The 24,711-nt window shown below is 41.0% G+C and carries 24 protein-coding genes; 4 read left to right on the top strand and 20 right to left on the bottom strand.

From position 1 onward, the window contains the following. Positions 1–324: 324 nt before the first annotated feature. Positions 325–630, top strand: a complete 306-nt coding sequence (locus BuS5_RS16380; RefSeq protein WP_274427819.1) for a hypothetical protein — start codon at positions 325–327, stop codon at positions 628–630. A gap of 635 nt (positions 631–1,265) precedes the next feature. Here the strand turns inward: BuS5_RS16380 and BuS5_RS16385 are convergent. The 9 genes from BuS5_RS16385 to BuS5_RS16425 all read right to left on the bottom strand — a co-directional run bounded on the left by BuS5_RS16385 (position 1,266) and on the right by BuS5_RS16425 (position 12,049). Beyond that, entirely contained in the window at positions 1,266–1,658 is a 393-nt protein-coding gene (locus BuS5_RS16385) for a response regulator (RefSeq protein WP_051374943.1), read from the bottom strand. Between the two features lie 147 nt (positions 1,659–1,805). Continuing rightward, positions 1,806–2,255, bottom strand: a complete 450-nt coding sequence (locus tag BuS5_RS16390; RefSeq protein WP_027354431.1) for a response regulator — start codon at positions 2,253–2,255, stop codon at positions 1,806–1,808. Between the two features lie 21 nt (positions 2,256–2,276). Beyond that, positions 2,277–3,956, bottom strand: a complete 1,680-nt coding sequence (locus BuS5_RS16395) for a sensor histidine kinase (RefSeq protein WP_027354432.1) — start codon at positions 3,954–3,956, stop codon at positions 2,277–2,279. Between the two features lie 140 nt (positions 3,957–4,096). Beyond that, positions 4,097–5,758, bottom strand: a complete 1,662-nt coding sequence (locus tag BuS5_RS16400; protein WP_051374948.1) for an SLC13 family permease — start codon at positions 5,756–5,758, stop codon at positions 4,097–4,099. A gap of 49 nt (positions 5,759–5,807) precedes the next feature. Continuing rightward, positions 5,808–6,710, bottom strand: coding sequence for a response regulator (locus BuS5_RS16405; protein ID WP_027354433.1), 903 nt, complete (start codon positions 6,708–6,710; stop codon positions 5,808–5,810). 77 nt (positions 6,711–6,787) lie between these two features. Further along, a complete protein-coding gene (locus tag BuS5_RS16410) occupies positions 6,788–7,342 on the bottom strand; it encodes a YIP1 family protein (RefSeq protein ID WP_027354434.1) in 555 nt (184 codons plus the stop codon). 268 nt (positions 7,343–7,610) lie between these two features. After that, positions 7,611–9,464, bottom strand: a complete 1,854-nt coding sequence (locus BuS5_RS16415) for an SLC13 family permease (protein ID WP_027354435.1) — start codon at positions 9,462–9,464, stop codon at positions 7,611–7,613. 14 nt (positions 9,465–9,478) lie between these two features. Then, the gene (locus BuS5_RS16420) at positions 9,479–9,931 is read right to left on the bottom strand and encodes a response regulator (protein ID WP_027354436.1); all 453 of its coding nucleotides are present in this window, start codon (positions 9,929–9,931) and stop codon (positions 9,479–9,481) included. 432 nt (positions 9,932–10,363) lie between these two features. Next, positions 10,364–12,049: a sensor histidine kinase gene (locus BuS5_RS16425; protein ID WP_027354437.1), complete on the bottom strand. Its 1,686-nt coding sequence runs from the start codon at positions 12,047–12,049 to the stop codon at positions 10,364–10,366. A gap of 392 nt (positions 12,050–12,441) precedes the next feature. Here BuS5_RS16425 and BuS5_RS16430 point away from each other — a divergent pair, with 392 nt between their 5' ends. Further along, positions 12,442–13,695, top strand: a complete 1,254-nt coding sequence (locus BuS5_RS16430; RefSeq protein ID WP_027354439.1) for an ATP-binding protein — start codon at positions 12,442–12,444, stop codon at positions 13,693–13,695. Between the two features lie 272 nt (positions 13,696–13,967). On the opposite strand, the gene BuS5_RS16435 is transcribed toward BuS5_RS16430, so the two are convergent. The 8 genes from BuS5_RS16435 to BuS5_RS16470 form a co-directional block, all read right to left on the bottom strand. Then, positions 13,968–15,401 (bottom strand): sigma-54-dependent transcriptional regulator, encoded by a 1,434-nt coding sequence (locus tag BuS5_RS16435; protein ID WP_027354440.1) that lies wholly within the window; start codon positions 15,399–15,401, stop codon positions 13,968–13,970. Continuing rightward, complete coding sequence (locus BuS5_RS16440) at positions 15,398–16,870, bottom strand: ATP-binding protein (RefSeq protein ID WP_027354441.1); 1,473 nt, start codon at positions 16,868–16,870, stop codon at positions 15,398–15,400. The genes BuS5_RS16435 and BuS5_RS16440 overlap by 4 nt, the downstream gene beginning before the upstream one ends. Before the next feature lie 124 nt (positions 16,871–16,994). Next, entirely contained in the window at positions 16,995–17,789 is a 795-nt protein-coding gene (locus BuS5_RS16445) for a rhomboid family intramembrane serine protease (RefSeq protein WP_198012280.1), read from the bottom strand. A 165-nt stretch (positions 17,790–17,954) separates the two neighbouring features. Then, on the bottom strand, positions 17,955–18,176 hold the full coding sequence (locus BuS5_RS16450; protein WP_027354442.1) for a type II toxin-antitoxin system HicA family toxin: 222 nt from the start codon (positions 18,174–18,176) through the stop codon (positions 17,955–17,957). Next, a complete protein-coding gene (locus tag BuS5_RS16455) occupies positions 18,169–18,378 on the bottom strand; it encodes a type II toxin-antitoxin system HicB family antitoxin (RefSeq protein WP_027354443.1) in 210 nt (69 codons plus the stop codon). Before BuS5_RS16455 ends, BuS5_RS16450 begins: the two co-directional genes overlap by 8 nt. A 242-nt stretch (positions 18,379–18,620) precedes the next feature. After that, positions 18,621–19,055 carry a hypothetical protein gene (locus BuS5_RS16460; protein WP_027354444.1) on the bottom strand — a complete coding sequence of 145 codons (435 nt, stop codon included), beginning with the start codon at positions 19,053–19,055 and terminating at the stop codon, positions 18,621–18,623. After that, entirely contained in the window at positions 19,042–19,653 is a 612-nt protein-coding gene (locus BuS5_RS16465) for an RNA polymerase sigma factor (RefSeq protein WP_027354445.1), read from the bottom strand. The genes BuS5_RS16460 and BuS5_RS16465 overlap by 14 nt, the downstream gene beginning before the upstream one ends. 74 nt (positions 19,654–19,727) lie before the next feature. Further along, positions 19,728–20,210 (bottom strand): Spy/CpxP family protein refolding chaperone, encoded by a 483-nt coding sequence (locus BuS5_RS16470; RefSeq protein WP_051374952.1) that lies wholly within the window; start codon positions 20,208–20,210, stop codon positions 19,728–19,730. 769 nt (positions 20,211–20,979) lie between these two features. On the opposite strand from BuS5_RS16470, the gene BuS5_RS16475 reads away from it, so the two are divergent. Beyond that, positions 20,980–21,150, top strand: a complete 171-nt coding sequence (locus BuS5_RS16475; protein WP_157487429.1) for a hypothetical protein — start codon at positions 20,980–20,982, stop codon at positions 21,148–21,150. Between the two features lie 168 nt (positions 21,151–21,318). After that, positions 21,319–22,353, top strand: a complete 1,035-nt coding sequence (locus BuS5_RS16480) for an IS1 family transposase (RefSeq protein WP_274427822.1) — start codon at positions 21,319–21,321, stop codon at positions 22,351–22,353. A gap of 33 nt (positions 22,354–22,386) precedes the next feature. Here the strand turns inward: BuS5_RS16480 and BuS5_RS16485 are convergent, their stop codons facing one another. The 3 genes from BuS5_RS16485 to BuS5_RS16495 form a co-directional block, all read right to left on the bottom strand. Next, complete coding sequence (locus BuS5_RS16485) at positions 22,387–22,518, bottom strand: DUF29 family protein (RefSeq protein WP_084446207.1); 132 nt, start codon at positions 22,516–22,518, stop codon at positions 22,387–22,389. Between the two features lie 167 nt (positions 22,519–22,685). Further along, entirely contained in the window at positions 22,686–23,780 is a 1,095-nt protein-coding gene (locus BuS5_RS16490; RefSeq protein WP_027354680.1) for a radical SAM/SPASM domain-containing protein, read from the bottom strand. Positions 23,781–23,992: 212 nt separating this feature from the next. Beyond that, positions 23,993–24,340 carry a YajD family HNH nuclease gene (locus BuS5_RS16495; protein ID WP_443112713.1) on the bottom strand — a complete coding sequence of 116 codons (348 nt, stop codon included), beginning with the start codon at positions 24,338–24,340 and terminating at the stop codon, positions 23,993–23,995. Positions 24,341–24,711 lie beyond the last annotated feature (371 nt).

The following is a 24,711-nucleotide window of genomic DNA, read 5'->3' on the forward strand; positions in this document are numbered from 1 at the left end:
TTTCTTTGTTTGAAACATTGTTTTGTTTTGCCCTTTTTTTATATTCTGTTACTGTTCGATCAAGTTGTGCCTTTTTTATGTCGACTCCGTTTACGGTCGCCAGAACTGGGGTGTCTAAATCCCCATAATTAGCTTGCTCAGGATTTCCCCCCCCCTTTCAGAATATAAGTTATGTATGTCAATTTGCTCCATTTATAAACAAAGCATTAACATGTTGATAATACCCATTATTTATATTTGAATGTGGTTAAACAAATGCTTATTAAGCTGCGGCACGGTTATTATATTCGGCATTATTGGGCCCATAAGATTGAAGATGCCTGAATGACATATGATAGATTGCAAGTAAAAATAATCCCTGGCAAACATTGTAGCTTTTGTGGAAACGATTCTGTTCCTTTAATAAAAACAAAATGTTGTGACCAATGGATTTGCTGTGACACTTCTTTTGCATCTATAAAAGGTGGAGATTATTGCCAATACCATCACGAACACGAGGGTCTCTGCCATTTTCATTACAATAACAGCCATTCAGGGATATGGCAGGAGTGCAAAGAATGCCGGGATTTGGTTGGGGAAGATAATTTTAATGCTGCATTTCATGACCCCAACAATGTGCCAAGATATTAATCGCACTCATGATAGGGCCAAAAGTTGAGCAAAAAAAGTAGCCACAAAACTGAGTTTTTGGACACCCCAGGTTAATCCTCCCTTGATTCACCACATAAAAAACTAACCAAAAAATATATTATTATTTAAAAATGTTATACAAATAATAAAAACTCATTGTTCAATAGCCTTATATCTAAAATATAATTAAAGTATTAGAATGAGAATATCTTAAAGATGGACACACCTTAAAAAAACATAAAAGCTGCCCTTGACATCGGGTCCACTTTACTTTCGCGGAGCAAAATGGCCTGTGGCGAGTTGCGATTTGGTATTGTGGCGATATGCATCGCTTTACTTAGCGCATATTTGCACTTATGTCAAGATATTTTTATATCTATCTGCTTTTTTACATGCCTACGTTTTCACACCTTAAATCCAATCAATTACTCAGTATTACCTATATTATCTTAATGTTAGGACTGGCTCAAGGCTTAATTTCGTCAGAAACTTCAGTTTAAAGCAGATCCATGTCTTGCCCGGCGGGCCGGCGTACATTATGTTGCCAAAAACGTTGCTTCCTTTCTTGAATATATTCTGACAACTCATCGGCGTGTTCATAGTGTCGGCGGGTCTGGATGCAGAGTAGCCAAAAGTTACAAGCAGACTTGATCACTGTCTTGAAGAATATCAGAAACTAACTGCTTCAAACGTTCAACACTATTCCCCTTTTTTTCAACAAAAAACACCGATGTTTTATTGAAAATATCCGGTTGATCGGCATAATCCGAAAAAAAACCGTGGACAACCACAGGCAATGCAGGAATACGATCCTGAAGCTTTTCCGGTATGCGCAATTCGTTCTCATCCGGCAAGTTCAAATCCAATATCAACAGATCTATCTGCTCTTGATGATATGCCCACGTTAAAACCTCTCGGCCGTTTTTTGCCAGGCGAACATCATACCCCTCAGCCTCCATTTCGCGTTTTAAAAACTCACGAACATGCGGGTTACGGTCTGCTATTAAAATTTTGTACTGTTCCTTCACAGGGGTTCCCCACTTGGGGCCCACTCAAAAAAATTATTTTTGAGTGGGTCCCAACCATAAGTAAAGCATCACCGCAAAGTTGCCGGACAGAAGTTTTAAATGGTTATCTATTGTATATAGCCACGACTATTTTATTATATTTGACAATCAATCCTGGTCAAAAACCCTGCCGGGATGGCGGATCAGGTCTTTGATTTTGGCGTTGCGTATTTTTTGTTCATGGGAGTCCTTTTTTTCAAATGCCGACGCCATTTTCTGCAAAAGATCTTCAAATTTTACAGGCTTAAGCAGGTAGTCAAAAGCTCCAAGCCGCATTCCTTCAATGCTGGTCTCCACTGAAGCATGTCCGGTAAATAAAATTACTTCTGCTATGGGCTGAATTTTTTTTATCTCTCTTAGCGCTTCAATCCCGTCAATTCCGCCCGGCATTTTAATATCAAGTAAAATCACATCAAATAATTGCTCATCAAGAAGTTTTAATCCCTCCTCGCCACTTGTAACACCGACTGCATCCAGTTTTCTTTTTTTCAGTCGATTCACAATTGTTTCCAGAAAATCAACCTCATCATCAATAGCTAATACTCTGAATGTATTCATCGCAATATTCCCTCCTTTAAATTACTTTTTTTCCGGAATAACAACCGGCAGTGTTACATGAAAAGTAGTTCCTTCCGATTTTTTGCTTTCCAACGTTATTGAGCCGCCCAGCTTTTCTATGATACTGAAACTGACGGACAAACCGAGACCGGTTCCCTTGCCTGCTGCTTTGGTCGTGAAAAACGGATCAAAAATTTTTTTTTGCTGTTCTGCCGGGATACCCTCTCCGTTATCCTTTATGCTGATTTTGATTTTAGAATCTACCGCCCTGGTTTTCATCTCAATCATTCCGTTTGAACCTATCGCATCTATAGCATTATTGATCAAATTCATAAAGACCTGCTGAAGCTGGGATTGATCACTTGCGATAACAGGCAAATCTTCCTGCAAGTCTTTTTGAATGTCAATATTGTTTACCCGGGCATGGCTTTCCAGTAGTTCTACTGTTTGAATTAAAACTTCATTCACATCAACGTCGTCCAGGTGTGGTTCCATCCTTCTTGCAAAACCAAGCATATTATGGGTTATCTTTCTGGCCCTTTCCACATGATGCTCAATTTTTTCAATTGAAGTCAAATACTCTTTAAAACTCTCACTTTCCTGAAATTCTTCATCTTCCAGCAAATCCTTCATCCATCCTGCTTTTTCGCCTATAACCGCAAGTGGATTATTAACCTCATGGGCAATTCCGGCTGCCATTTTTCCAAGCGCCGCCAGTTTGTCCGACTGAACAAGTTGGGCATTCAGTTCGCTTATCCCCTTATCCGCTTCCGCCAGACGATTTAACGTTATCCGGGTTGTAAAAACAGTGGTTATTACTATTGCCAAACAACCAAAAACGATAATACATACTACTAAATTCCGGGTTGCAAGCAACCCGCTCATCTCTTTGCCGATTTCCTGGCTTATCACAAGCAGCCATTCATTATTTTTCAACCATGCGCCGGCATAATATTTTGCTTTGCCATCGGTATTTTTATTTTCTGCAAAAGAGGCTTCTTCTCCCAGGGTGGTTATATCCAACCCGGAATTTTCTAAAATTTTACCGGTAAAGCGTGGAACTGTTTGATAAATTCCTTTTTTGTTTATAATATAGGCATCGCCTGATCTTCCTGTTTGTGCGATTTTGACAAGCTGGTTAAAAATATCAGAATCGATTGTGGCCCTTAATATCCAGTTATCGTTTTTGTCATATCCCCTGACGGCAATGATAAAATGAGGCATTTTCCGAAACCCCATAAATACATCGCTGATATAAGTCCCTTTTGTCATTACCTCATTAAACCATGGTTGCTCCGCATAATTTAAGCCTTTCAGATTATATGGTCCGGCATAAGCAAGATGTTGACCGGAACTATTGATAATTCCCAAGTCAACTATGCCGAGATTACCCGCGCGACGGTTTATCACTTCAAACACATGGGAAAGGTTAGGCTGTTGTTTTAAAAAATCAAATTTATTGGTATCTACGATAGTGGTGAGTATGCTTGTTCTTTCCTTTAAGAATATTTTCACGGTATCGGATTGAGCTTTGGCTCGATATTTTATCTGGTCTTCGATTTTTTCCTTATACACATTTGCAAATTGATAATAGATTATTCCGCCGAGCAGGATCAAGGGAATAAAACAGACCAGCAGCGTTATCATAATGATCCTTTTTTGAAGTTTTCTGTATAAAGATTTTCTCACATAGATTTCCATTGAAAACAGCCTTTTTTATCCTTTTATTTGGACTCGGTTATAACATCGGCCATCAGATCATGGTTTATGGTAGGGGCACGATGCATCGTGCCCCTACTTCAGCGTATGGCCGAAATTATAACCAAACCCTTTTATTCTATTCATGACCATGACAAAAATTGCCAGTAACCGAATATAGCCCAAAACCAGAGCACAAGCCAGGCCAGGATGGTTACCGGAAGACCGAATTTTACAAAATCAAGTACATCAAGCAGCCTTTCACCGGTTTCCGGATCCCTCCCCATACCGAACGCAATAGCATTATTAGGCGTGCCCACCACAAGAAAATTTGCAAAAGAAGAGGAATAAGCGCATGCCAGTCCTACTTTCCAGACACTAACTCCGGCAAGTGTGGCCATCGGAAGAACTATCGGCCCAAGCGCCGCAACTGTAGCGCCGTCACTCATAAAATTTGTCATAGTGCCCGTCAAAAGGCTGACACCCACAACCAGTCCGTCACCATGAGACATAAAATCGGGCAGAAGACTTACAAAAGTGTTGGCCAGCCACAAGGCTCCTCCGGTAAATTTCAAGCCTACACCCATGGCGCATGCAGCCGCATAAAGGCCGACCACATCAAAGGCCACGCCCTGCTGAAGATCTTCCCACTCCACAATCCGGCATACAAACATGGCCATCACCGCGTAAAGAGTCGGGCCTCCGAGACCTGCGTGTTCGCCTATTAGAATCCAGGCCGCGATCAAAAGAACTAAAATAACCGCCATTGCAGCTTCTTTTCCGCCGAATTTAGGCATATTTTCCACTTCGGCCTTGACTACCTCGCCGGGATTAACATCTTTAACCATGAATTTAGGCTTGCAGCGGATATACATATAAGCCCCGATAACAACCGCCATAAGCGGAACAAAAGGCAGGCCGTATTTCATCCATTCCAAAAATGATATACTGGCGCCGTATTCCATAAAATAACCGACCATAATGGCGTTTCGCCCCCCTGCCGCCGGAGAACCGGGCCCACCGTGATTCGCGGCAAAGCAGACGCCTAATAAAAGAAAAACAGCAAGCGACCTGTCTTTTTTTACGCCGTACATTTTACATGTTACCTTATAAACACCCATAAGCACCGGGATAAGAAGAGCTACCAACGCATGTTCGGATAAAAAACTGGCAGCTATTGCCAGCATCGGCAGAAATAAAAAAGAAAAACCTTTGGCGCTTTTAATCCGGCTTAAAAGTATCAGGCCGATTCTTTTATCAAGGCCGGTTTTGGCTACCCCCACCGCAACCGCCAGAATTCCAAAGATAAAAAAGACCGCATCTTTCATATATGCTTTGGATATTTCATTAATCGGCAAAATAACAAAAAGGTAAAGCATAACTCCGACCATAATGTCCGTGGCGCCAAGGGGAAGCGCTTCAGTGCCCCATAAAAAGGCGGCCAGAAAGAGTATGGCCACCATAACCTTGGCCATCTGAGCCACTTCCCTGTTACTTAAAAGAGGCTTTTTTTTATTCGATGAAGCAGATTCCCCTTGCTTTACCTGATTCTTTGTTTCTTTAAATGATTCGGGTCTTAATTTCTTGTTAACCGTGTCGGTAATAGTTGCGCAGCCCTTTTCCAGCTTATATCCTGAAGGATTGATCTTGCTTACCATATCAATCATGCCTTGCGGAGGAGGCGCAAAAACTATTGCAACAAAAAGTATGGCTGCAACAGTAAACAGGATAGGCTTATAGCCCGGCCTGTTTTTCCATGTCCAGCCATTATTATAACTATCATCTGTAAAAGTATTATGAGCCATATATCCTCCTCTGGTTTTTGCAATTCATATAAATCGAACCGTTTTTGATTCATTCACCTAATATCTTTGCTATTTCAAAAAACAGTTCCTGTTCCCGCACAGTGCCGGCCAACTTGCCTGATTTCATAACCGCCAGTCTCCGTACCTTATTATCAACCATCATATAAGCGGTTTCCATAAGATTGGCATCAGCTTCAATAGTTAGCGGCGCCGGAGACATTATATCTACCGCTTTCATTTTGGCCAGTTGCTTGACTTCTTTGTAAAACATACCTGTCCAAAACATGGGTGAATACTGGATGCTGTCCGCCATAGACGGCTTGGGAGCTGAAAGGTATGCCGGCATTATACTTTTCAGCATGTCCTTTATGGTTACGATGCCGGTTAAAGCGCCGTTATTATCAAGCACAAACAGGGACCGGTGCCCCGTTTCCATAAGCCGGCTTGTTGAAATTTTGGAGGAAAAAGATTCCTCTAATTTCTCAATGGCGTCTTTAACTGTGCTCTCTTCAGTCAGTGTTGAATAATCTTCAATCAAGAGCATGACATCCATGACCTTTTTTTCTTCCAAAGGCGCATCAGTTCTGGACAGATGGCAGGCATCGGTTATCTTTGCCGCAAGCAGATTTATATCGCAAGGCTTTGTAAGATAGTCGAACGCCCCTTTGGTAAGAGCTTCTTCGGCCGAAGGCAGCGCACCGTGTCCGGTGAGCATGATTACCGGAAGGTTCGGGGAAATTTTTTTAATTTTTTTTAAGGCCTGGTGACCGTCCATTCCCGGCATCTTAATGTCAAGGATCACCACATCGGGATTTTCTTTAAGTTTATCAATGGCTTCCTCTCCACTGTCAGCCAGAACGGTTTCAAAACCTTTTTTATTGAGAATTTTTTTGGTGGTTGCTCGAAATTGCTCTTCGTCATCAACCATTAAAACTTTTATTTTTTTTATCATTTTTTCAGCCTCCTTATAAGAGTCTAAATTTATTATTATTTATAATAAGTTACACAAAAGATGGGCCGCATAAAGCATTAAAAACTATTAAAATCAAGATAAAGCGAACGAACATAAAATATTACAGGAATCAGCGACTTGAAAAATAAAACCAGAATAACTATGGAAACTCCTATGACAAGGCAAGCCTGTTTCCAGCTAAACCCGCAAGCTTTTGTCAGGCCGGTTCCTATGAGCCACCATTTCCAGGGTTCTGTCAGCCAGATAAAAAAAGGAATCCATGAAGCAAGAAGAGTAACTCCGGCAGAGAACGCGTAAATACTGAAAAACCTCGTAAATGTAACATTTCTTTCCATAATCATGGTCATCGCCATGTAGCCGATGCCCGCTGAAATAAAGACCATACCGATAGCGTTTATCAAGAATATTGAGCCTGTCAAAAAAGGATTTTGGCACATGCCGCTAACTGTACAGGCTACTGCAAAAAAAAGGCTTGAAACAGACAGAAAAGCAAGTGGTTTTTTAAATCCCGATTCCTGCGGAAGCGTACTGAAAAATTTTTTGGGCTTTTCCAGCACTTGATTCAAAGTCGAAAAATAAAATCGAAAGGTGAATTTTTCTGTTCCCGGCATAGGTTTAACCTTTGTTTAAAATAAGTCTAAAATAAGTCCAATTTCGCAAAAATGCCCGATATAAGCATAATGATTGTTAATACAAAAAAAATCTTTCGCTCTGTTTTTTTGCTGAAATATATTTTTCCGTCCTTGTACAAGACTACCTTGTTTCTTTTGCAAATATTTTCCGTGCAGCTATCTTCCATGGTTAAAAACTCCTGTTAAACTAAACGGTTAAAAAGTGAAGGGCTTAAAAAAATCCTGCCCTTCACTTGACTGCCCGGCATTAAAAACCCGGCAAACCTCCGAACCCTCTGAAAGTCCAGTAAATTCCGGTGAGAAGGAGAAGCAGTATATTGACAACAAACCATATGGGAATTCCCACCCTTAAGTAATCCTTAGGCTCAAGATAGCCGCTGGCATATACAATCGCGTTTGGCGGTGTGCCGATAATCAAACAATAGGCAAAAGAAGAGGCTATGGCTGTGGACATGGCCATAAAGGGCAGATAGGTGGAACCGGGATGAACCAGACCGGCCATGTTAAGTGCAATGGGACCAACCGCTGCCGCTGCGGGACCGTCCGCCATCAGGTTGGTAAGCACTGATGTCAGGCCGTTTGAAATCGCCATAAGGGGAAGTCCCGAATCCATTCCCAGCGGAGCAAGGAAATCAATAACCGTTCTTGCCAGCCAATACGCGGCTCCGGTACTGTCTAAAACTCTTCCGAAAATAATTGCTCCGGCATAAAGCCAGACTACACCCCAGTCAACCTTTTCCTGGTAATCTCTCCAGTTAACCACTCCGGCAAGAAGATAGGCCACAGCGCCTGCCACTGCAATTACGCCGATCCCGAGGCGGACCGGATAGATACCTATCTGATAAAAGATTTTTTCAGTGAACCAGCCGTATACCATAATAATGAATATAATCAGCGCCCAGATTTGCTTTTTGTTCCACCCCCCCATCTTGCCTATTTCACCCTTCAGATGCTGCATGGCCGGAGCAAGGGAGGTAATTTGTGGTTTAAAGCGCCAGTTCACTATTAACCAGGTAATCGGGATCATAATAATAACCAAAGGGAAACAGTATGTTACCCACTGAAAATATCCTATATCAAAACCGAACATATCGGTAAGGTAGGTCATCATAATAACATTTCTGGCCCCTCCGGACGGAGCGCCGGGTCCTCCGATGTTACATGCCATGGCAATAGCAATCATCAGCATTTTTGCCAGTTCGGGATCTTCCGGCACATCTTTTGTCAGGCTGTTTTGATAAAGAAGCATGCCGATAGGAAGAAACATGGCGGCCAGGGCATGGTCGGAAATAAAAGCCGCCAAAGGCGATATTATGACAAAAAATATCAGGGTAATCCATCTGACATTGGGAACAGCCAGCTTTCTGAATATGGCCAGGCAAACCCTCTTGTCAACACCTGTTCTCACAAAAGCGGCGGCAAACATCAAACTTCCCATAATAAACCAGCAAGCGTCACTCCAATAGAGCATTGCAACCTGTTTTCTTGAAACCACGCCTGTAAAAACAAGAATCAATCCGATACAAAAAGCGACTCCCGGCAGGGGGATACACTCGGTGATAAAGCAAAAAACAACAAAAACACCCATGGCAATGGCCACCTTTATATGCCAGGCGCCTTTGTCGGCCGCTTTTTTATCCTTGCCGGTCAAATCTTCATATTTGAGTTTATCTTTTCTATAACTCACGGATTGTTTCATAATTTTATTAAAGGCTTCAGGTGTGACATTTTCCGTGATATAATTTTGCACTTTTTTAAAATTATTTTCATCAACCGGTATTTTATATTTTTTACACCATTTTATATCCCTTTTAATAAAGCGGTCCTTATTTAAAGACCCAATCCGCATACTTTTTTCCATCATCCGGGCGCACAGAATCTTCCATTGTGGCGCCTCCGAACTTTTTATATTGAAAAGTTCCTGGGTTAAAAAATTTACAACAAATTTCGGCCCCACCTCGTATTCAGTACCAACATCCTTCATTCCATATGGCGTCGGCAAAAGCAGTATCAAGAATAAAAGCACTACCGGAAAGATAAAAAGTTTCCAGTCCACATACTTGTCATATCCTGCAGCCTTTTTCTTTTTCTCTTTAGCCATTTTTTCCTCCTTTATTACGTTTTATCCATCTCATTGATAATTTCTCTTGGAGACTTTACTATTTTTCTCATCCTGGCCACGCGTATCTTTTCTTCCAGATTTTGTCTTTTCATAAAGGCCTCTTCCGCCTTTTCGATAATCTCATCAATATCGGTAGGCTTCATTAAATAATCGGTGGCGCCTGTTTTTAATCCGTCTATGGCCGATTCCACAGTAGCATGTCCGGTCAGCATAATAACTTCTATTGTAGGAAATTGCCTTTTTATCTCCCTTAATGCAGCAATGCCGTCCATGCCGGGCATTTTAACGTCCAGAATAACTACGTGAACATTACCGGTTCTCAGTTTTTCCAGCGCCTCACCACCGCTTGTTGCCGTCAAAACATCATACCCTTTTTTTGAAAGTAACTTTTGGGTGGTAGACAAAAACCGCTCTTCATCATCTACCAGCATCATTTTCATTTTCATATTTGATTCCCCCTGATTTTTGTTAAAATTTTTTTTTAGTATCCTTCATTTTTCAACTCACATTTACTTTCTACAAAAAAACTGGATTTCACCGCGGAGAACGCAGAAACCGCTGAGATTGAGATTGAGATTGAGATTGCATTAAAATTTAAGCAGTTCCTTTGCGCTTTCTGCGTCCTCTGAGGTGAAAATTTATAATTAGTGCTTGAACGAAAACTAAAAACAGATACTATTTCAGGTAGTTAAGCATTATTCAAGAAACGAAGATTTTCGAAAAGCTGTTAGCATTTAGCCGTTAGCTATTGGCCAGAGAACTATCTGTTTGATTTTAAAGGCTAACAGCTAAAAGCTAATGGCTCAAAAACTTCAATTTAAAAAACACCCTTAACCTACCGGAAATATAATATTTTTAGCTTTTCGTTCAGACACTAATTAAGCTGCAACAGGCAGATGTATAATAAATGTGGCGCCCGTGCCTTTTTCACTGACAGCAGCCATTGTGCCGCCCATACTGTCTATAATGCCGTAACATACCGAAAGTCCAAGCCCAGTGCCTTTTCCTACAGGTTTGGTTGTAAAAAAAGGTGAGAAAATCTTTTTCAAATTTTCAGGACTAATGCCATCACCGTTATCTCTGACCAGTATTTCCACAGTGTTGCTCTCTTTTTGTCCGGCTTCAACTGCAAGTTCACCGCCGGAAGTCCCATACCGCTCTAAAATGGCATCCATGGCATTATTAAACAGATTTATCAAAACCTGCTGAAGCTGCGAAGGATCACAATGAATCATAGATATCGTATCTGATACAGTCTGTTTGATTGAAATGCCGTGTACACTTGCCTTTTTTGCCACCATACCGACAACTTCCGGAATAAATTTTTGAAGATTGATATCTTTGGGCACGGGTTCGCTCTGGCGGCCGAATTTTAGAATTGCCTGGGTAATTTTAGCGCAACGTGAGATTTGAAGGGTGATTTGATTTATGGAGTCTTCCAGTTCCTTTAAAGAATCGGATTCTTCCAGCTTGCCGCTTTCTTTTAATTCCGATAAAATCATCTCTATCATGGCCTGCTCGCTTTTCATAATCTGAAGCGGATTATTAATTTCATGCGCAAAACCTGTGGACATTTCACCAATTTCGGCCAACCGGCTGGCACCGATTAGCTGCTGGCTTAATTTATTCTTTTCAACATCCATTCTCTCCATTCGGCTTACAACCCGCCCGGTCAAATTAAAAGCAACCCCTATAATTATTCCTCCCCCGATAATTATTATCAAAACAGTCAAATAAGCAGCTGAACGAAGGGCTTTAAACGCATCCGATTTTTCCTGCCGGACTATCAGCAACCACTTTTTATCTTTAAGCCATGTTGTCATATAAAGATATTGATCTCCTTTTGAATAAGCAGTGGCAGAGATAGAAATATCGCCCGGGGATTCCGGATATTTAATGTTTTCTTCAAGCTTATCCATAAAATTTCCGCCTGAACGCCGCTCGGTTTGAAGCAGACCGTCCGAGTTAACAAGATAAGCTTCCCCGGTTTTTCCGATACGCACCTTTTTTACAAAATCGCTGAACATAAACGTATCGATGGTTGCGCGGATTACCCATTTTTGTTCTTTTTCTTCCCGCGCGACCGCAATGACAAAATGGGGCACCTGCCTGTATCCCAAAAAAATATCGCTGATATAATATCCGCGCTCCATAACCGCTTTAAACCAGTCTTCATTTTTGTATATTTTCCCTGTTAACTTATAAGGCCCATGATAGGCCACATGCACCCCCTCTTCATTAAAAACTCCCAGATCAACAAAAGCATTCGATTCCTTAAATAGATTTTCAAAGACCTTGTGGAGCTCTGCTGGACGGCTCAGCTCCTGGAACGTAAATAAATTGCCGATAAATTCCAGATTCTTTTTGCGCTCCTCTAAAAAAGACTCAATCATATGGCGGTGATCTCCCGCGATTCTTTTCATTGCTGAAACCGTGCTAGTCTCAAGGGATGTTGTTAAAAAATAATATCCGATGATCAACACCAGGATAAACGGGATAAAAGGAACCGTGATCATCCGGGCTAAAAGAATTCTTCGCATGGTTGAATATATATTTTGTTCCAATTTTCGCTTTCCCTTTATGCTTGAAAATTTTATTCGTATTTATAACGAAGTGAAATTATTTAGGTGAAAACCTATAGCTATAGAAAAGTAATGGCAATCTATGTGCCAAAAAGAAAAGAGAGAGAGGTTTGGCTAAGTTTCTAAAATAACATTATTTATTTTAAAATAATATTTTTTGTATAATGATATTCCGGAAAATTTATGTCGGTTTTTTTTACAGACTGTAAAATGCGGGATGTATAGATTTTTTTGAATAAAAAAATAAATTGGAATAATTCTCACAACATAATTAAACTGGCAACATAATTGCCCCGGCAATAAAAAATTTACTTTTTTAATTTTTTCGTCTATATTGCAATTAAAATGCAATATAGACGAAAAATGGAGTTTCCATGTATATTGAAAGAACACTTGAAAAATTTATAATCCAGGCAAGCAAGCAATTCCCTGTATTGATGGTTACAGGTGCCAGGCAGGTTGGTAAAACGACGCTTTTAAAACATATTTGTGAAAACAAACGAACATATGTCAGCCTTGATGATCCACTGGTTTTGAGCCTCGCAAAAGGTGATCCTGCTCTTTTCATGCAACGCTTCAACGGCCCTCTATTGATTGATGAAATTCAATATGCTCCGGAACTATTGCCATATATTAAAATGGCTGTTGACAGGGATTTAAAAAAAGGAATGTTCTGGCTAACCGGTTCGCAGCCTTTTCATCTAATGAAAGGTGTTTCCGAATCACTTGCTGGAAGAGTTGCTGTTATGCAACTGCTTGGTTTGTCCGGAATGGAAATGTTTGGTAACGGCCACAATGTTAACCCCTTTATTCCGGATCCGGAAAAACTATTTGCCTGCATCAATAAATTAACACCAATTCTTCTTAAGGAGGTGTTTTTAACGATTTTCCGTGGATCCTTTCCAGCAATACTCACAATGGAAAATATGGACAGGGATCTTTTTTACAGTTCTTATGTTCAGACGTATCTTCAACGTGACTTACGTGATCTTGCAAAAGTTGGTGATGAGCTGGCATTTCTCCGCTTTTTAAGGGCATCAGCAGCCAGAACGAGTCAATTGCTGAATTTATCAGAGCTGGCAAGAGACGCTGATGTTGCGACCAACACGGCTAAAAGCTGGTTGTCTGTATTACAGTCTTCCGGACTTGTTTATTTGCTTGAGCCTTATTACACGAACCTTACAAAAAGGTTGATAAAAACACCAAAGTTATATTTCCTGGATACCGGTTTATGCGCTTATCTAACAGAATGGTCAAGCCCTGAAACCCTTGAAGCCGGGGCAATGTCAGGAGCTATCCTTGAGACCTTTGCGATTATCGAATTGTTAAAAACTTATTGGCATAATGGAAAAAAGGCCCCCTTTTATTTTTATCGCGATAAAAACAAGAAGGAGATTGACCTGCTGATTGTAAAAGATGGAACCGTATATCCAATTGAAATAAAGAAAACTGCATCCCCCCAAAAAAAGATGGCAAGGCATTTCAAAATTCTGGAAAAATTAAATATGACAATTGGCCATGGTGGTGTGATATGCTTATGTGAACAGGTTTTACCAATATCTGAAAACGCATCCAGTATCCCTTTATCTGTTTTATTAGGAAAAAGGAAAAAAGGGGTCACCCATTAAAAGGGCAGTGGCGCTGAACTTAACACCTCCACTATATGCCGGCCTTTCAAAAAAACTTGATTTTTAATGATGCCATCATTAATATAGCACTATATATGACTACGCTGTCCCCTGTGACCTGTTATAAGTATTTTTATTTTTCTCCTTCCATTATTACCATTTATATCTTATTTATTAATCTGTGTTCATCAGAGCTTGTCCTGTGGAATCCTCGCTTCCCTGGAACTATTCCTTCGGGGTGTAACCTGTAAAAGTCTATATAAAAGCGCAGATTATGATGCTTTAGTTACCGAGGTTTCGAATTTAAGATTATACTTTTCGATCCTGGAATGTAAGGTGGGCCTGGAAAGGCCGAGCAGTTTAGCCGCGCGGGAACGGTTCCCCCCGGCCATATTGAGCGCTTCTTTTATTAGAATGCTTGCAAAACGATCCATGCAGGCATCAAACATTTTCTCCATGGGCATGGCGGTTAATTCACGACGTATGAATTGTTTAATGATTTGATCCGCATTTTTTATGCCGCCGTTTTGATCAGGATTTTTTTCGCTTATCGCCTGGGTAATATCATCCTGGGAAAGCGGAGTGCCACGATTAAATATCAATGTTTTTTGAATGATATTGGCAAGTTCTCTAACATTGCCCGGCCAGGAGTAACTGTTTAGCGCGGCAATTGCTTTTTTGGTAATCCCGGGATTTTCTATCCCCATTTCGGCAGCATATCTGGAAAGAAAATATTCAGCCAAAAGGGAAATATCGTCCGGCCTTTCACAAAGCGGGGGAAGCCAGATGGTAACAACCTTTAGACGATAATATAGATCTTCACGAAACCTACCGCCGGCCAGGGCTGCTTCCAAATCCCTGTTGGTTGCGGCGATAATCCGCACATCGACAGGAATAGTTTCACGCCCTCCAAGCCTTTCTATGCTTTTTTCCTGGAGCAATCTCAATATCTTGGCCTGGAGACTCATGGGCATGTCACCAATTTCATCAAGAAAAATTGTTCCGCCGTGAGCCTGCTCGATCTTCCCTACACGGCGATGGACGGCTCCGGTAAAAGCTCCTTTTTCGTATCCGAACAGTTCGCTTTCAAGGAGGTTTTCCGGGATCGCCACGCAGTTTATTATAAGAAACGGCTTGTCCAGCCGCAGGCTGTGTTGGTATACGGCTCTTGCAACAAGTTCTTTTCCGGTTCCGGAATCTCCCCGGATCAGCACCGAAACATCTGTTGAGGATACCCGTCCGATCGCCTTGTATACTTCCTGCATTAAACCGCTTCGGCCTATGATGGCTTCCCGGGACGTTTTATCAGGAGCTACGTTCATCTCCACCGGGGAACGCATGAAACGGCCTGCTTCCAAGGCTTGCTTTATTATAGTCAACATGTCCGGTATATCAAACGGCTTGAGGAGATAATCGAAAGCTCCCATTTTGGTGGCTTCTATGGCGGTTTCAGTAGTACCGTATGCCGTCATGATAATCACAGGCAATTTCGATTCTATATCGTGTATCGCCTTAAATGTTTCCAGCCCGTTCATTCCCGGCAGCTTCATGTCAAGTATAACCAGATCCGGCGGATTTGTATTAACCATTTCCAGGCCCATCTCACCGGAAGGAGCGGTTTCAATATCATATCCCTCTTCAATCAAAAGCTTGTTAAAGCTTTTTCTAAGCTGATCGTCGTCGTCAATGATTAAAATTGTACTCAAGATTTGAGTCCTTTGTTCAAAAGAGTAATGATAAAAGTAGAGCCCCGGCCTTCTTTTGATGAAAGCTCTATTGTGCCGCCATGTTCTTTGATAATACGTTCGACAATACTCAATCCAAGGCCGGTGCCTTCCTCTTTGGTAGTAAAAAAAGGCTGGAAAATTTTATCCTGAATCGATTCAGGCATGCCCGGGCCGTTATCGTTTATTGTAAGGATTACGACATTGCCAAGGGATTTTATGAATCCCTCCTTTTCATCTATTTCAATAATACCGCCTCCGTCCATGGACTCACAGGCATTTATAACTATATTGACAATAACCTCCTTGAGCTGCTCGGGATCAGCCTCGATTTCCGGAAGCAGATCTTTGCGGAGAAGCTTGATTTTTACATCATACGATTTTAAACGATGTTCCAGCAACTGAATAACAAGATCCACAATCACCGAAGGACTAACCTGCTGTATCTTAAGTTTGGGGGGACGGGAAAATTCAAGAAAATTTTGTAAAATAGTATCGATATGGCGTATCTCTTCCGATATAACTTCAAAATCTTCTTTTTGATTGGAGGATAAATCAAGGTAACGACCCAGGGAAAACATTCGCATTTTTACTGAAGTAAAAGGATTACGGATGCTATGCGCCATACCTGCGGCCAGCTTGCCCACCATAGCCATCTTTTCCGCCTGCTGAAGGTGTTCCCGGCTTTTTTCAAGCTCCCAGTGGGTTTGATCAACATCATCAATAAGGCCTCTTACGCTGCTGCGGAGAGCTTTTATTTCGTTTACGGGCATATCAAACCCCCCGGTTTTGTTAAGCTCTTTTGTTAAGCTCCGAACCGGTCCCAATATATATTTTGCAAAAACAATAACCAAAAAGAGAGCCAGGAAAAAATCTATGAACATGGCGGAAGCGGCGACGATTCTGAGGTTCCCGGCTCGGGCGGAACTTTCTTTTCTTGCAATAATAATGCTTTTTGTGTGGATATTTTTATACTGTCTGCATAAATCGAGAATCGTAAAGAAGCGTTTGCGTACCTTTTGGTGGAGTTTTGCCCCTGTTTTATATTCACCTGCTTTATAAAGGGCTATGACCCTGTCCTTGGCAATGATGTATTGCCCATATTCCAAGGAAATCCGATCAACGGTTTTTTTTTGTTGTTCGCTGTTTACGAGCCGACGAACCTGCTTGAGCCGTTCTTTGAAAATTTGTCGGTACTCTCCCAGTTTCCTGAGCCATTCGGGATCAGAATCAAGAAAATAGTAAGAAACAAAGCCCTTTTGATTTACAAGAGCTGTTTCCAGTTCCTGGGCCGCTTGATAAGCGGCCAGATTTCTATCAATAATGGAAGTTAAAAGTCCTTCAATCTTATAGGTATACCAGACCATTACCAAGCCGCCGGCAAATGTGATTAAAACAAGGCTTGTTAAAATAAGATATATTCTGTTGCGAAGATTTATTTTAGTCCACATTATTTATACTAACACTCATGCTCCGGCTGGCACAACAAAAACAATTCTTTTAGTCAGACTGGGCAGTTAGGGCCTGGAGCCAGGACATGGTCAGTATGGCCAAAACGGCTAAAACCAGGGAGGCCTATTTATTTTTCTTCAACGACTGTCCTGTAAATATTCCATATATCACTCCCAGAACAGCCCCTGCTAAAAATCCAAATAGGTGTGCCGTTAAATCCGTATGTGAACTCGAACCAAGAAAGCCCAGCAAAGCCAGACCTGCCCCAAAAGGTATAAAAGTTTTTATGCGCGGCCCGGCCAGTAGAATTTTTAACATGCTCTGGCAGGCTGCCATAATGCCGATGGCTCCGAAAATGGCCGTTGATGCGCCAATGGAAAGATGATCAGTTCCATATAAAACGGCATTCAACATGTTGCCGGCCATACCGGCCACCAGAATCATGAACCACCCAGCTCCCAGACCGGTGATGGAGCAAACCGCCGTACCAAATACAGCAATGCCCAGCATATTGCTAACCAGATGCTCGGTATCGCCATGTATCATAAGCGAGGTTGCACATCGGTACACTTCGCCCTGCAAAATATGCCGGGCAGATGATCCGTATTCCCGGATAACTTTTTGACTGTCGCAGCTTGTGGTAATTACTACATGGAAAATCAGCAAAATAATTCCGGCCCATATTCCTGAAAAACCCTTTTGGTAAACTTGCTCACGGTGTCCAGGGTCCGGCTGGCTTTCCTTGTTCTCCAGAAGGTATTGTTCTATGGCCTCAAGGGCGCATTCATATTTCGATGATTCCACCAAAAGATTCCAACCACCGTGCCTTTTCCGCGCGTGGTATAAAATACCGGATGAAGATAGAACCAATCCATACGTTTCTACCTCTTCATTCAAAAGGCCATTGAATAAAACCACCAAGGTGCATACCTCTAAAATCTGAGCCCCAATTCTGTAAACTTATTTTTGATTGAATCCTTAGGAAAATGAGAGGACAAAATTATTTTTTCCCCACACACTGAAGCATGGGAACCAGGCAAAAATCAATGTTTAAAAAGTGTCAACTGACAAATGGAGGATGCTCTATTTTTTATATGCATCTATAAATATTTCAGCAGTAATTTGGGCTTGTTTAATTGCACTTCGGAGAGTTCCTGTTGCAAGTTCTTTATGGAGTGGAATAACGCAACCCTTATCTTCTTTTCGTAAAATCACATGGCTGCCTTTTTGCCTGACAATTTCAAATCCTAAACTTTTGAATACTTTAATAGCGTTATTACCTGAAATATGCGGAAGTTCAGGCATTAACAGCTACCTCAAAAGTTGTAAGGAAAGGGTGTCGAGTTTCTTTTAACGGGAACTCTTCAAGATATAATTCAGTAGCTTCTTGTAAATTTATTACAGCTTCTTCAACGGTTGTGCCTTGACTTGCAGTGCCGGTTTCCGGGCATTCTGCAACATATAAATTGTTTTCTTTATGTATTATTGCAGTAAATAATTTATTCATATCTCACCTCTTAAAGTATATTTTATTCATTATTCATTATTCATTATTTACTGAGATTTCAATATAAATTTTATTTTTATTAGAAGGAACGGGGGGGACATACGAACATACAAAGACAGCCTAAAAATGAGATGCCAAAATGTGAAGTTATTTTTGAGTGGGTCCTATGGCGCGGCCTTGTGCCAAATTTTAAAATCGGGTTATTATCTGACAATCTATACCTGATATAAAGATTGCAAGGGTCATGCGCCGGATTTTGAATGTGGAATTAATGATGCGCCGTTTGAATCCAAATCCTCTATTTCTGAGAGACTTTCAAAAATAATAACTTCCGGAGTAAGAACAAAAAGCGCTTCCTCTACGCCAAGTTTTGGAGAAAAAGGGGCGCGCAGCGAATAGACAGCGATAATAACAGATACAACTCCAGCAGTAACCAGGGCCCAGGGAAAAGTTCGCCGAGGGCAAGAAAAATAAGGAGATCTGTCTTTAGCGCTCCCTTCGATTTCCTGTAAACCACCGGCCACCCGGCTGCAAAAATCAGGCAAAGGCACAGGTTGCATTTTGTCCTGCTCTACCTTCAGGAATTGAAAAAAGCGTCTTAGTCGAACCCTATTTTCACTCTCTTTCTTTCCCATACAGGACTTAATATCCTTCCAAAAATCTCTATATCGCTTCATCTTGTACCTCCTGCCCCATTTTTTCCGGTTTGATCTTCAAGGTTTCATCTATCTTCTGAAGCACTGACCTCCGAGCTCTGTAAATCCGCATCTTGACTCCGGCCGTGGTCAGCCCCATAAGCCCGGCGGTTTCTTTCGTTGTCATGCCCTCGACCGCTGTTAAAATAAGTATCATCCGGTCTTTTTCCGAAAGATGCGCCAAAATTATTTCCAAAAGCTCCCTGGTTATCAAGCCTGTTTCCGGATCGGCATTTTGTTTCTGATTCCCGCAAAATAATTTTGCCTTCAGTTCATCGACGGCATCCGGGTTAATATCTGAAACGGAAATTTCTGCAAGATTCTTTTTTTTTCTTAATGCATCATAGCAGAGCCGGACGGCTATCCGGGACAGCCAGTATTTTAACGGTACTTTACTGCGATAACTTTTTCTATATCGAAAGGCACGAAAAAAGGTTTCCTGTGCCAGATCTTCCACCATCTGCCGATTCCGAAAAAATCTCCCGATCAACCTGAACAGGTATGGGGCATGGAGTTGGACAATTTCACGCCATTTCGATTCATCTGCTGTTAAAACCGATGTAATTTGATCACCTTCCACTTTCAGACTTCTATCTATAATTCGTAATCCGTCATTCCTGATTGAAGATTTCGGTTTATCCGAATAATAAATAATTATGGAAATGGAAAATATCTTTTCATATGCATTTTTTGTTTTGAACGTTTTGTTCTAAACTCTTTCAGCCTGCCTGATAAAATTTCTTTTTGGTCTGAGTCAAGAATTTTAATAAACTTTACCCAGTGTTCCAGTCTGTTTTTGACCATCTGGGATTTCAACTCGGCAATTTGATTGATAATCTCTTCACACCCGGCTTCCGATGTCTTCGGAGTGGTCAAAACTCTTTCACTTAAGCTTGCCTGTAATTTTTCAAACTTTTTCCAGTTAGCGGCAACTTTTTCCCTGGAGACTTTGCACATGGCATGAAGCTCATCCTGTTGAGCATCAGTAAGCTGAAGCGCTTCCATGACCTCCCGGGCATTATGATGAAACCCGCCCTTGCCCATCCCTTTTTCGTGCGGTCCGTAGGCAAAAGCCTGTGCTGAGAAAAAAACAAAAACAACGATTCCAAAAATGAATAATGTGGTTCTTTTTTTCATTTTACTGCCTCCTTGAGTTAAATGTTCATCAAAATTTCTTCAAAATTACTTCTTAAATATATAGACCTCTTGCTTCCTAAAATGGTAACATTTTTTTTAAAAGCAACGCGCATATTTCTGTTTATATCTTAATTATTTCTTGAGTTGCACCTGTCTTTTATAGTCCCGCACTCGGCCGCCGTGCCGGTCGTGATGCAGTTATTTAGATAATATGAAACGGGTTGACCGCAGATGCAAAATCCACAAAAGGAGATTGGTTAACAAAGACTAAATTATACGGGAGAGAAAATGAGATTAATTTTTTGGGCCCTACTTGCAATCATTGTCCTGTTTTTATTTTTCCAGTTTGTTTTTTACAGAAAAAAGAAATCTATTAATAAATCCGTGACATATATATGTGCTGAATGCGGGGAAAGGGACTGCATTTGTCATAAAGAAAGTGATACCAAATAAAATTGGTTCTCTTCAAAATTGGGTTGTAAAAAACATCAGCCACTGCCGATACTATAGATTGTCAGATAATTACTCCATTTTAAAATTCGGCACAAGGCCAGGGTGAGGAAGGCGTATTGTGATACTCCTACGACCGATACGCGGTGGAATTATTTATATGACGGTTTATAGGTGCATTCACCGCACTTTCCGGTAAACTTTTCCCGGCTATAATAAACTTCCGGGAAATTTTTTAGATTTTGATGTCAAGAAGCAGAAAATAGAGTTATCAAGAAAACATGAACAAACCGGCTGGCCCTTAGGGGGAACATAAATTATGTCTCAACTATCTTTACAATTAATAGAAAAAGAAAAACAGGAAAAAACAGGAAAATTAGATTTAGGAAATTGCGGGTTACAAGAGATCCCGGAAGAACTATTTCAACTTACCTGGCTGGAAGAATTATCTTTCCGCAATCAAATATGGGATCATAATAAGAATACCTAGATAAATAGCTCAAATTCCGGTAGTCCCTACAAAACAATGCAGGTGATTAAAAAGTGTCTCTGAAAACATGAATAAAAAAAGATTTTTACTAAAAATTAAGATTGCTATAGACTAAAAGCAATATATTTTGTAAAGCACGGTTAAAACTCTATTCAAAGGATCGCAACCATGCAAAATACAGCAAATACAGCCCTAACACTTTTTTGTCCCAGGAAAAGCTGCAAATGTTATCAATCAACCGAGAACAAAATCACCAAGGATGGAGTTTACATAACAAAATCCGATTTTGAGCCAAGACAAATGTTTTACTGCAATGGTGGCAAACATAGATTCTCAGAAACAGGATATTCCGATCTTTTTGGAAAGCATGGCAGTTTTAAAGAATATGAGCAAACGGCAAAGCTAAACTCTTACGGCCTTGGCACTGATGCAATTGCCGATGTACTTCAAAAAGATCGAAGGACAATTGAACAACGGCAAAAAGCTATTGGGCAAAAAGGCCAGCAATTTCACCTATTTTTTTGTTTTACTATCGGACTTACCATTATATTTCTCCAGATGGATGAACTATGGTCTTACCTTAAAAATAAAAGTCAACAATTATGGGTTTTTATCGCTCTTGAATCCACAACAAAATTCTGGATCGGTTTCGAGTTGGGTTCAAGAACAACTTACACTGCAAACCGTTTAGTAAAGGGCATTAAAAAGTTGGGCAAATGGGGAAAGGATAATATATTAAAGGTCGCGACAGATAAATTAGCGGCTTACAAAAATGCGCTCGAAAACATTATGTCTGAAATTCCTTATGCTTACCTGCAAATTGTTAAGCGCCGAATAAAGCGTCGGCTTGTAACAGTTAAAAAATATTTTGTAAAAGGTACTGTAAAAGATTTCCCCGGAAAAAGCCAAAACACCTCATTTATTGAGAGTCTGAACCTTACCCTAAGGCAACATATCTCCTATCTTCAGAGAAAAACTCTGGGGTATTGCAAGAACAAGCTGAATTTTAGTAATGTAATGTGGATTAACTTATTCAACTATAATTACATACAATTACATAAGAGTTTACGAATACGAATTAACAATGAAAACGAGAAATTTATAAAAAAGTATAACCATAATACACCGGCAATGCAGATGGGACTTACGAATTCTCCACTAAACTGGAGATATCTCATTACAGTCCCAATACCTTGTAAGTAGCTGATTTTTCGAACCTGCATTGTTTTGTAGGGACTACCCGCGTCTTCCCATACTTTCAATTTCCTCGGCTGAATTTTCTATATCTAGCAGATCGAACTTTCCGGATTTGAGATATTTGGCCTGCTGTTCTGTCCAATGGAAAAAATCCAAGTTGTATTCGCTCATATAGTTTTTCCTTTAGAGTACGGAATCCCGCAATGTTTTCTGTCAAAACAAAGTCTATCCCGGGACCTCCCAGGCTGTCTGAGAGGCATTGCTTTCAGCATACTTTATAAATAAAAGGCGAGAAACACAAAAGTCAAAAAAAACGACTGGAGAAAAAGCAACAATTGTCAGATAGCGTCCAATTCCTTTTCTGAACAGTCAACCCAGCAAAGGGGGTCTTCTGCAAAGATATCTTTAAGGATATGATCGGCATTGCTACGGGTACCCCCGCAAATATACAGGTAGGTGCATTCACCGCACTTTCCGGTAAACTTTTCCCGGTTCCTGATCTCTTTTATTAATTCGGAATTTTTCCAAATTTCAGAAAGGGAGGTATTCTTTAGATTTCCCAGCCGGCCTGCTCCATATCCACCACAGAGGCTGACGTCACCTGTGGAAGATACAAACAGGGAATATATTCCTGTAAGAGAGCCCACACAAAAATCATAAAAGCCCGAACCTAAGCTTGGATCCATGCAAATCTGTTTCAACCGTTCATCCTCGGAAACGATATAACGGTTCTCAAAGCTTATGGAACCCGCCCCCCTTTCAATCTGGGTTTTATGGAGGAGTCGCTGCATATCACGCCGTTCTCTCTTGGTGAGGATCAGAGAGTCATGACCGGATGCCCGGCCTCTTGCAAAAAATTCCTGTACATGCAGATTAACTCCATACTTAGCCGCAAGATCGATCACTCCAGGAAGCTGATGACAATTTGTGTGAGAGATGGTAAAGGAAATCCGCGCCGTAACACGTGCATCCCGTAGATTCTTAATAGCCTTTATCACCCGATCATAACTCCCGGCGCCCCGGTTAGCATCGTGGGTCTCAGGATCCACCCCGTCAAGGCTTACCATGACCTGATTGACACCGGCCCCTGCAATCTGCAAGGCCATGCTTTTATCCAGCGCCAGCCCGTTGGAAACTATTCCGACACTATCTATCCGATGAACAGCATAACCGGCCAGCTCAATAATATCCTCGCGAACAAGCGGTTCCCCGCCTCCAAAGGATAGATGGCTAACACCTGCCCTGGAAATATTGTTGATAACCTTTTTAGCCTCTCCTGTTGTCATTTCTCCACTAAAATGCTTACCAGCGCCAACCCCGCACAGATTGCAGTTAAGATTGCAGGCCTGGGTTATTCTCAAACCTGCCATTATGGGAACCGGATTCTTGACAGCATCGTAATACTTTTTTTTTGTTGTTTCTAAAAAGTTCATTTTTCCCCAAATCCCTTAAATTGTTTTTTAGAAAAATATTTAAAAACAGGCAGATGATCCGAATTCCCCCTGCCAGGATGCCTGCATTTGCCCTTTTTGCCCCTTTGCCGGCGATATACGGTTTTCCCCTTGAAAAGGTAAGGCTTGACAAACTTGTCATTTGTGCCAAATTTTAAAATAGGGTAATTATCTGACAATATATAGCATAGCAGCTACTTTTTATTCTTAAGCAAGGCCTCCAGGTCAGCGAACGGTCTGTAGGTAGAAGTTGGCTCTTCCTCGCCATGGGACGTCGCCCCGTCGTGCCATTCCTGCTCAAGATACCGCGAATGCTCATTGTCGTGACAATAGAGACACAGTAGTTCCCAGTTTTTGCCGTCAGGCGGATTGTTATCGTGGTTATGATCCTTGTGATGAACTGTGAGCTCTCGCAGTTTTTTGCCTGTGAATTCGCGCCCGCATCGAGCACAAATCCATGGGTAAATTTTGAGCGCTTGCTCCCTATAACCCTTTTCCCGCTGCTGCCGGTCGCGCCGGATCTCGGCAGCGACAATCTCCAGCCTGTCTTTGTTTGATCGTGTTTTTTCCAAAGGTATGTGCCCTCCTTCAAGTCGCGTTGTTTAAAGCAAACGACTAATTGGTAAATATCATCTGGACCAGAAGCAATTATGCCTTGGCAAAAGAGACATTTTACACAAAATAATATATTGAAATTATTTAATTTTATTTAAATTATAATTTTTATCGTAACATGATACAATTGTGTATCATCAATAAAGTGGTACATATTGTTATTGAAATTAAAAATAATAATATTAAGTTGTTAAGTAATGTAATGCTGCATCAGACAATTCCATGTTTAATATGTATGGCACGCATTTATTGAAAAAATATAAGAGATATTGTTTGCAGACCTGCCTATTATAATTTA

Origin of the sequence: Desulfosarcina sp. BuS5, from assembly GCF_028752835.1 — a bacterium.
Lineage (GTDB): Bacteria > Desulfobacterota > Desulfobacteria > Desulfobacterales > BuS5 > BuS5.

What these genes read in the sequence shown, in the direction of transcription:
- BuS5_RS16430 (WP_027354439.1), top strand. Translation starts at nt 12,442, where the DNA reads ATGTATATTGAAAGAACACTTGAAAAATTTATAATCCAGGCAAGCAAG.
- BuS5_RS16400 (WP_051374948.1), bottom strand. Translation starts at nt 5,758, where the DNA reads ATGGCTCATAATACTTTTACAGATGATAGTTATAATAATGGCTGGACA.
- BuS5_RS16475 (WP_157487429.1), top strand. Translation starts at nt 20,980, where the DNA reads ATGTCTCAACTATCTTTACAATTAATAGAAAAAGAAAAACAGGAAAAA.
- BuS5_RS16380 (WP_274427819.1), top strand. Translation starts at nt 325, where the DNA reads ATGACATATGATAGATTGCAAGTAAAAATAATCCCTGGCAAACATTGT.
- BuS5_RS16420 (WP_027354436.1), bottom strand. Translation starts at nt 9,931, where the DNA reads ATGAAAATGAAAATGATGCTGGTAGATGATGAAGAGCGGTTTTTGTCT.
- BuS5_RS16470 (WP_051374952.1), bottom strand. Translation starts at nt 20,210, where the DNA reads ATGAAAAAAAGAACCACATTATTCATTTTTGGAATCGTTGTTTTTGTT.
- BuS5_RS16440 (WP_027354441.1), bottom strand. Translation starts at nt 16,870, where the DNA reads ATGTGGACTAAAATAAATCTTCGCAACAGAATATATCTTATTTTAACA.
- BuS5_RS16390 (WP_027354431.1), bottom strand. Translation starts at nt 2,255, where the DNA reads ATGAATACATTCAGAGTATTAGCTATTGATGATGAGGTTGATTTTCTG.
- BuS5_RS16490 (WP_027354680.1), bottom strand. Translation starts at nt 23,780, where the DNA reads ATGAACTTTTTAGAAACAACAAAAAAAAAGTATTACGATGCTGTCAAG.
- BuS5_RS16485 (WP_084446207.1), bottom strand. Translation starts at nt 22,518, where the DNA reads ATGAGCGAATACAACTTGGATTTTTTCCATTGGACAGAACAGCAGGCC.
- BuS5_RS16415 (WP_027354435.1), bottom strand. Translation starts at nt 9,464, where the DNA reads ATGGCTAAAGAGAAAAAGAAAAAGGCTGCAGGATATGACAAGTATGTG.
- BuS5_RS16410 (WP_027354434.1), bottom strand. Translation starts at nt 7,342, where the DNA reads ATGCCGGGAACAGAAAAATTCACCTTTCGATTTTATTTTTCGACTTTG.
- BuS5_RS16450 (WP_027354442.1), bottom strand. Translation starts at nt 18,176, where the DNA reads ATGCCTGAACTTCCGCATATTTCAGGTAATAACGCTATTAAAGTATTC.
- BuS5_RS16395 (WP_027354432.1), bottom strand. Translation starts at nt 3,956, where the DNA reads ATGGAAATCTATGTGAGAAAATCTTTATACAGAAAACTTCAAAAAAGG.
- BuS5_RS16480 (WP_274427822.1), top strand. Translation starts at nt 21,319, where the DNA reads ATGCAAAATACAGCAAATACAGCCCTAACACTTTTTTGTCCCAGGAAA.
- BuS5_RS16460 (WP_027354444.1), bottom strand. Translation starts at nt 19,055, where the DNA reads ATGAAGCGATATAGAGATTTTTGGAAGGATATTAAGTCCTGTATGGGA.
- BuS5_RS16405 (WP_027354433.1), bottom strand. Translation starts at nt 6,710, where the DNA reads ATGATAAAAAAAATAAAAGTTTTAATGGTTGATGACGAAGAGCAATTT.
- BuS5_RS16455 (WP_027354443.1), bottom strand. Translation starts at nt 18,378, where the DNA reads ATGAATAAATTATTTACTGCAATAATACATAAAGAAAACAATTTATAT.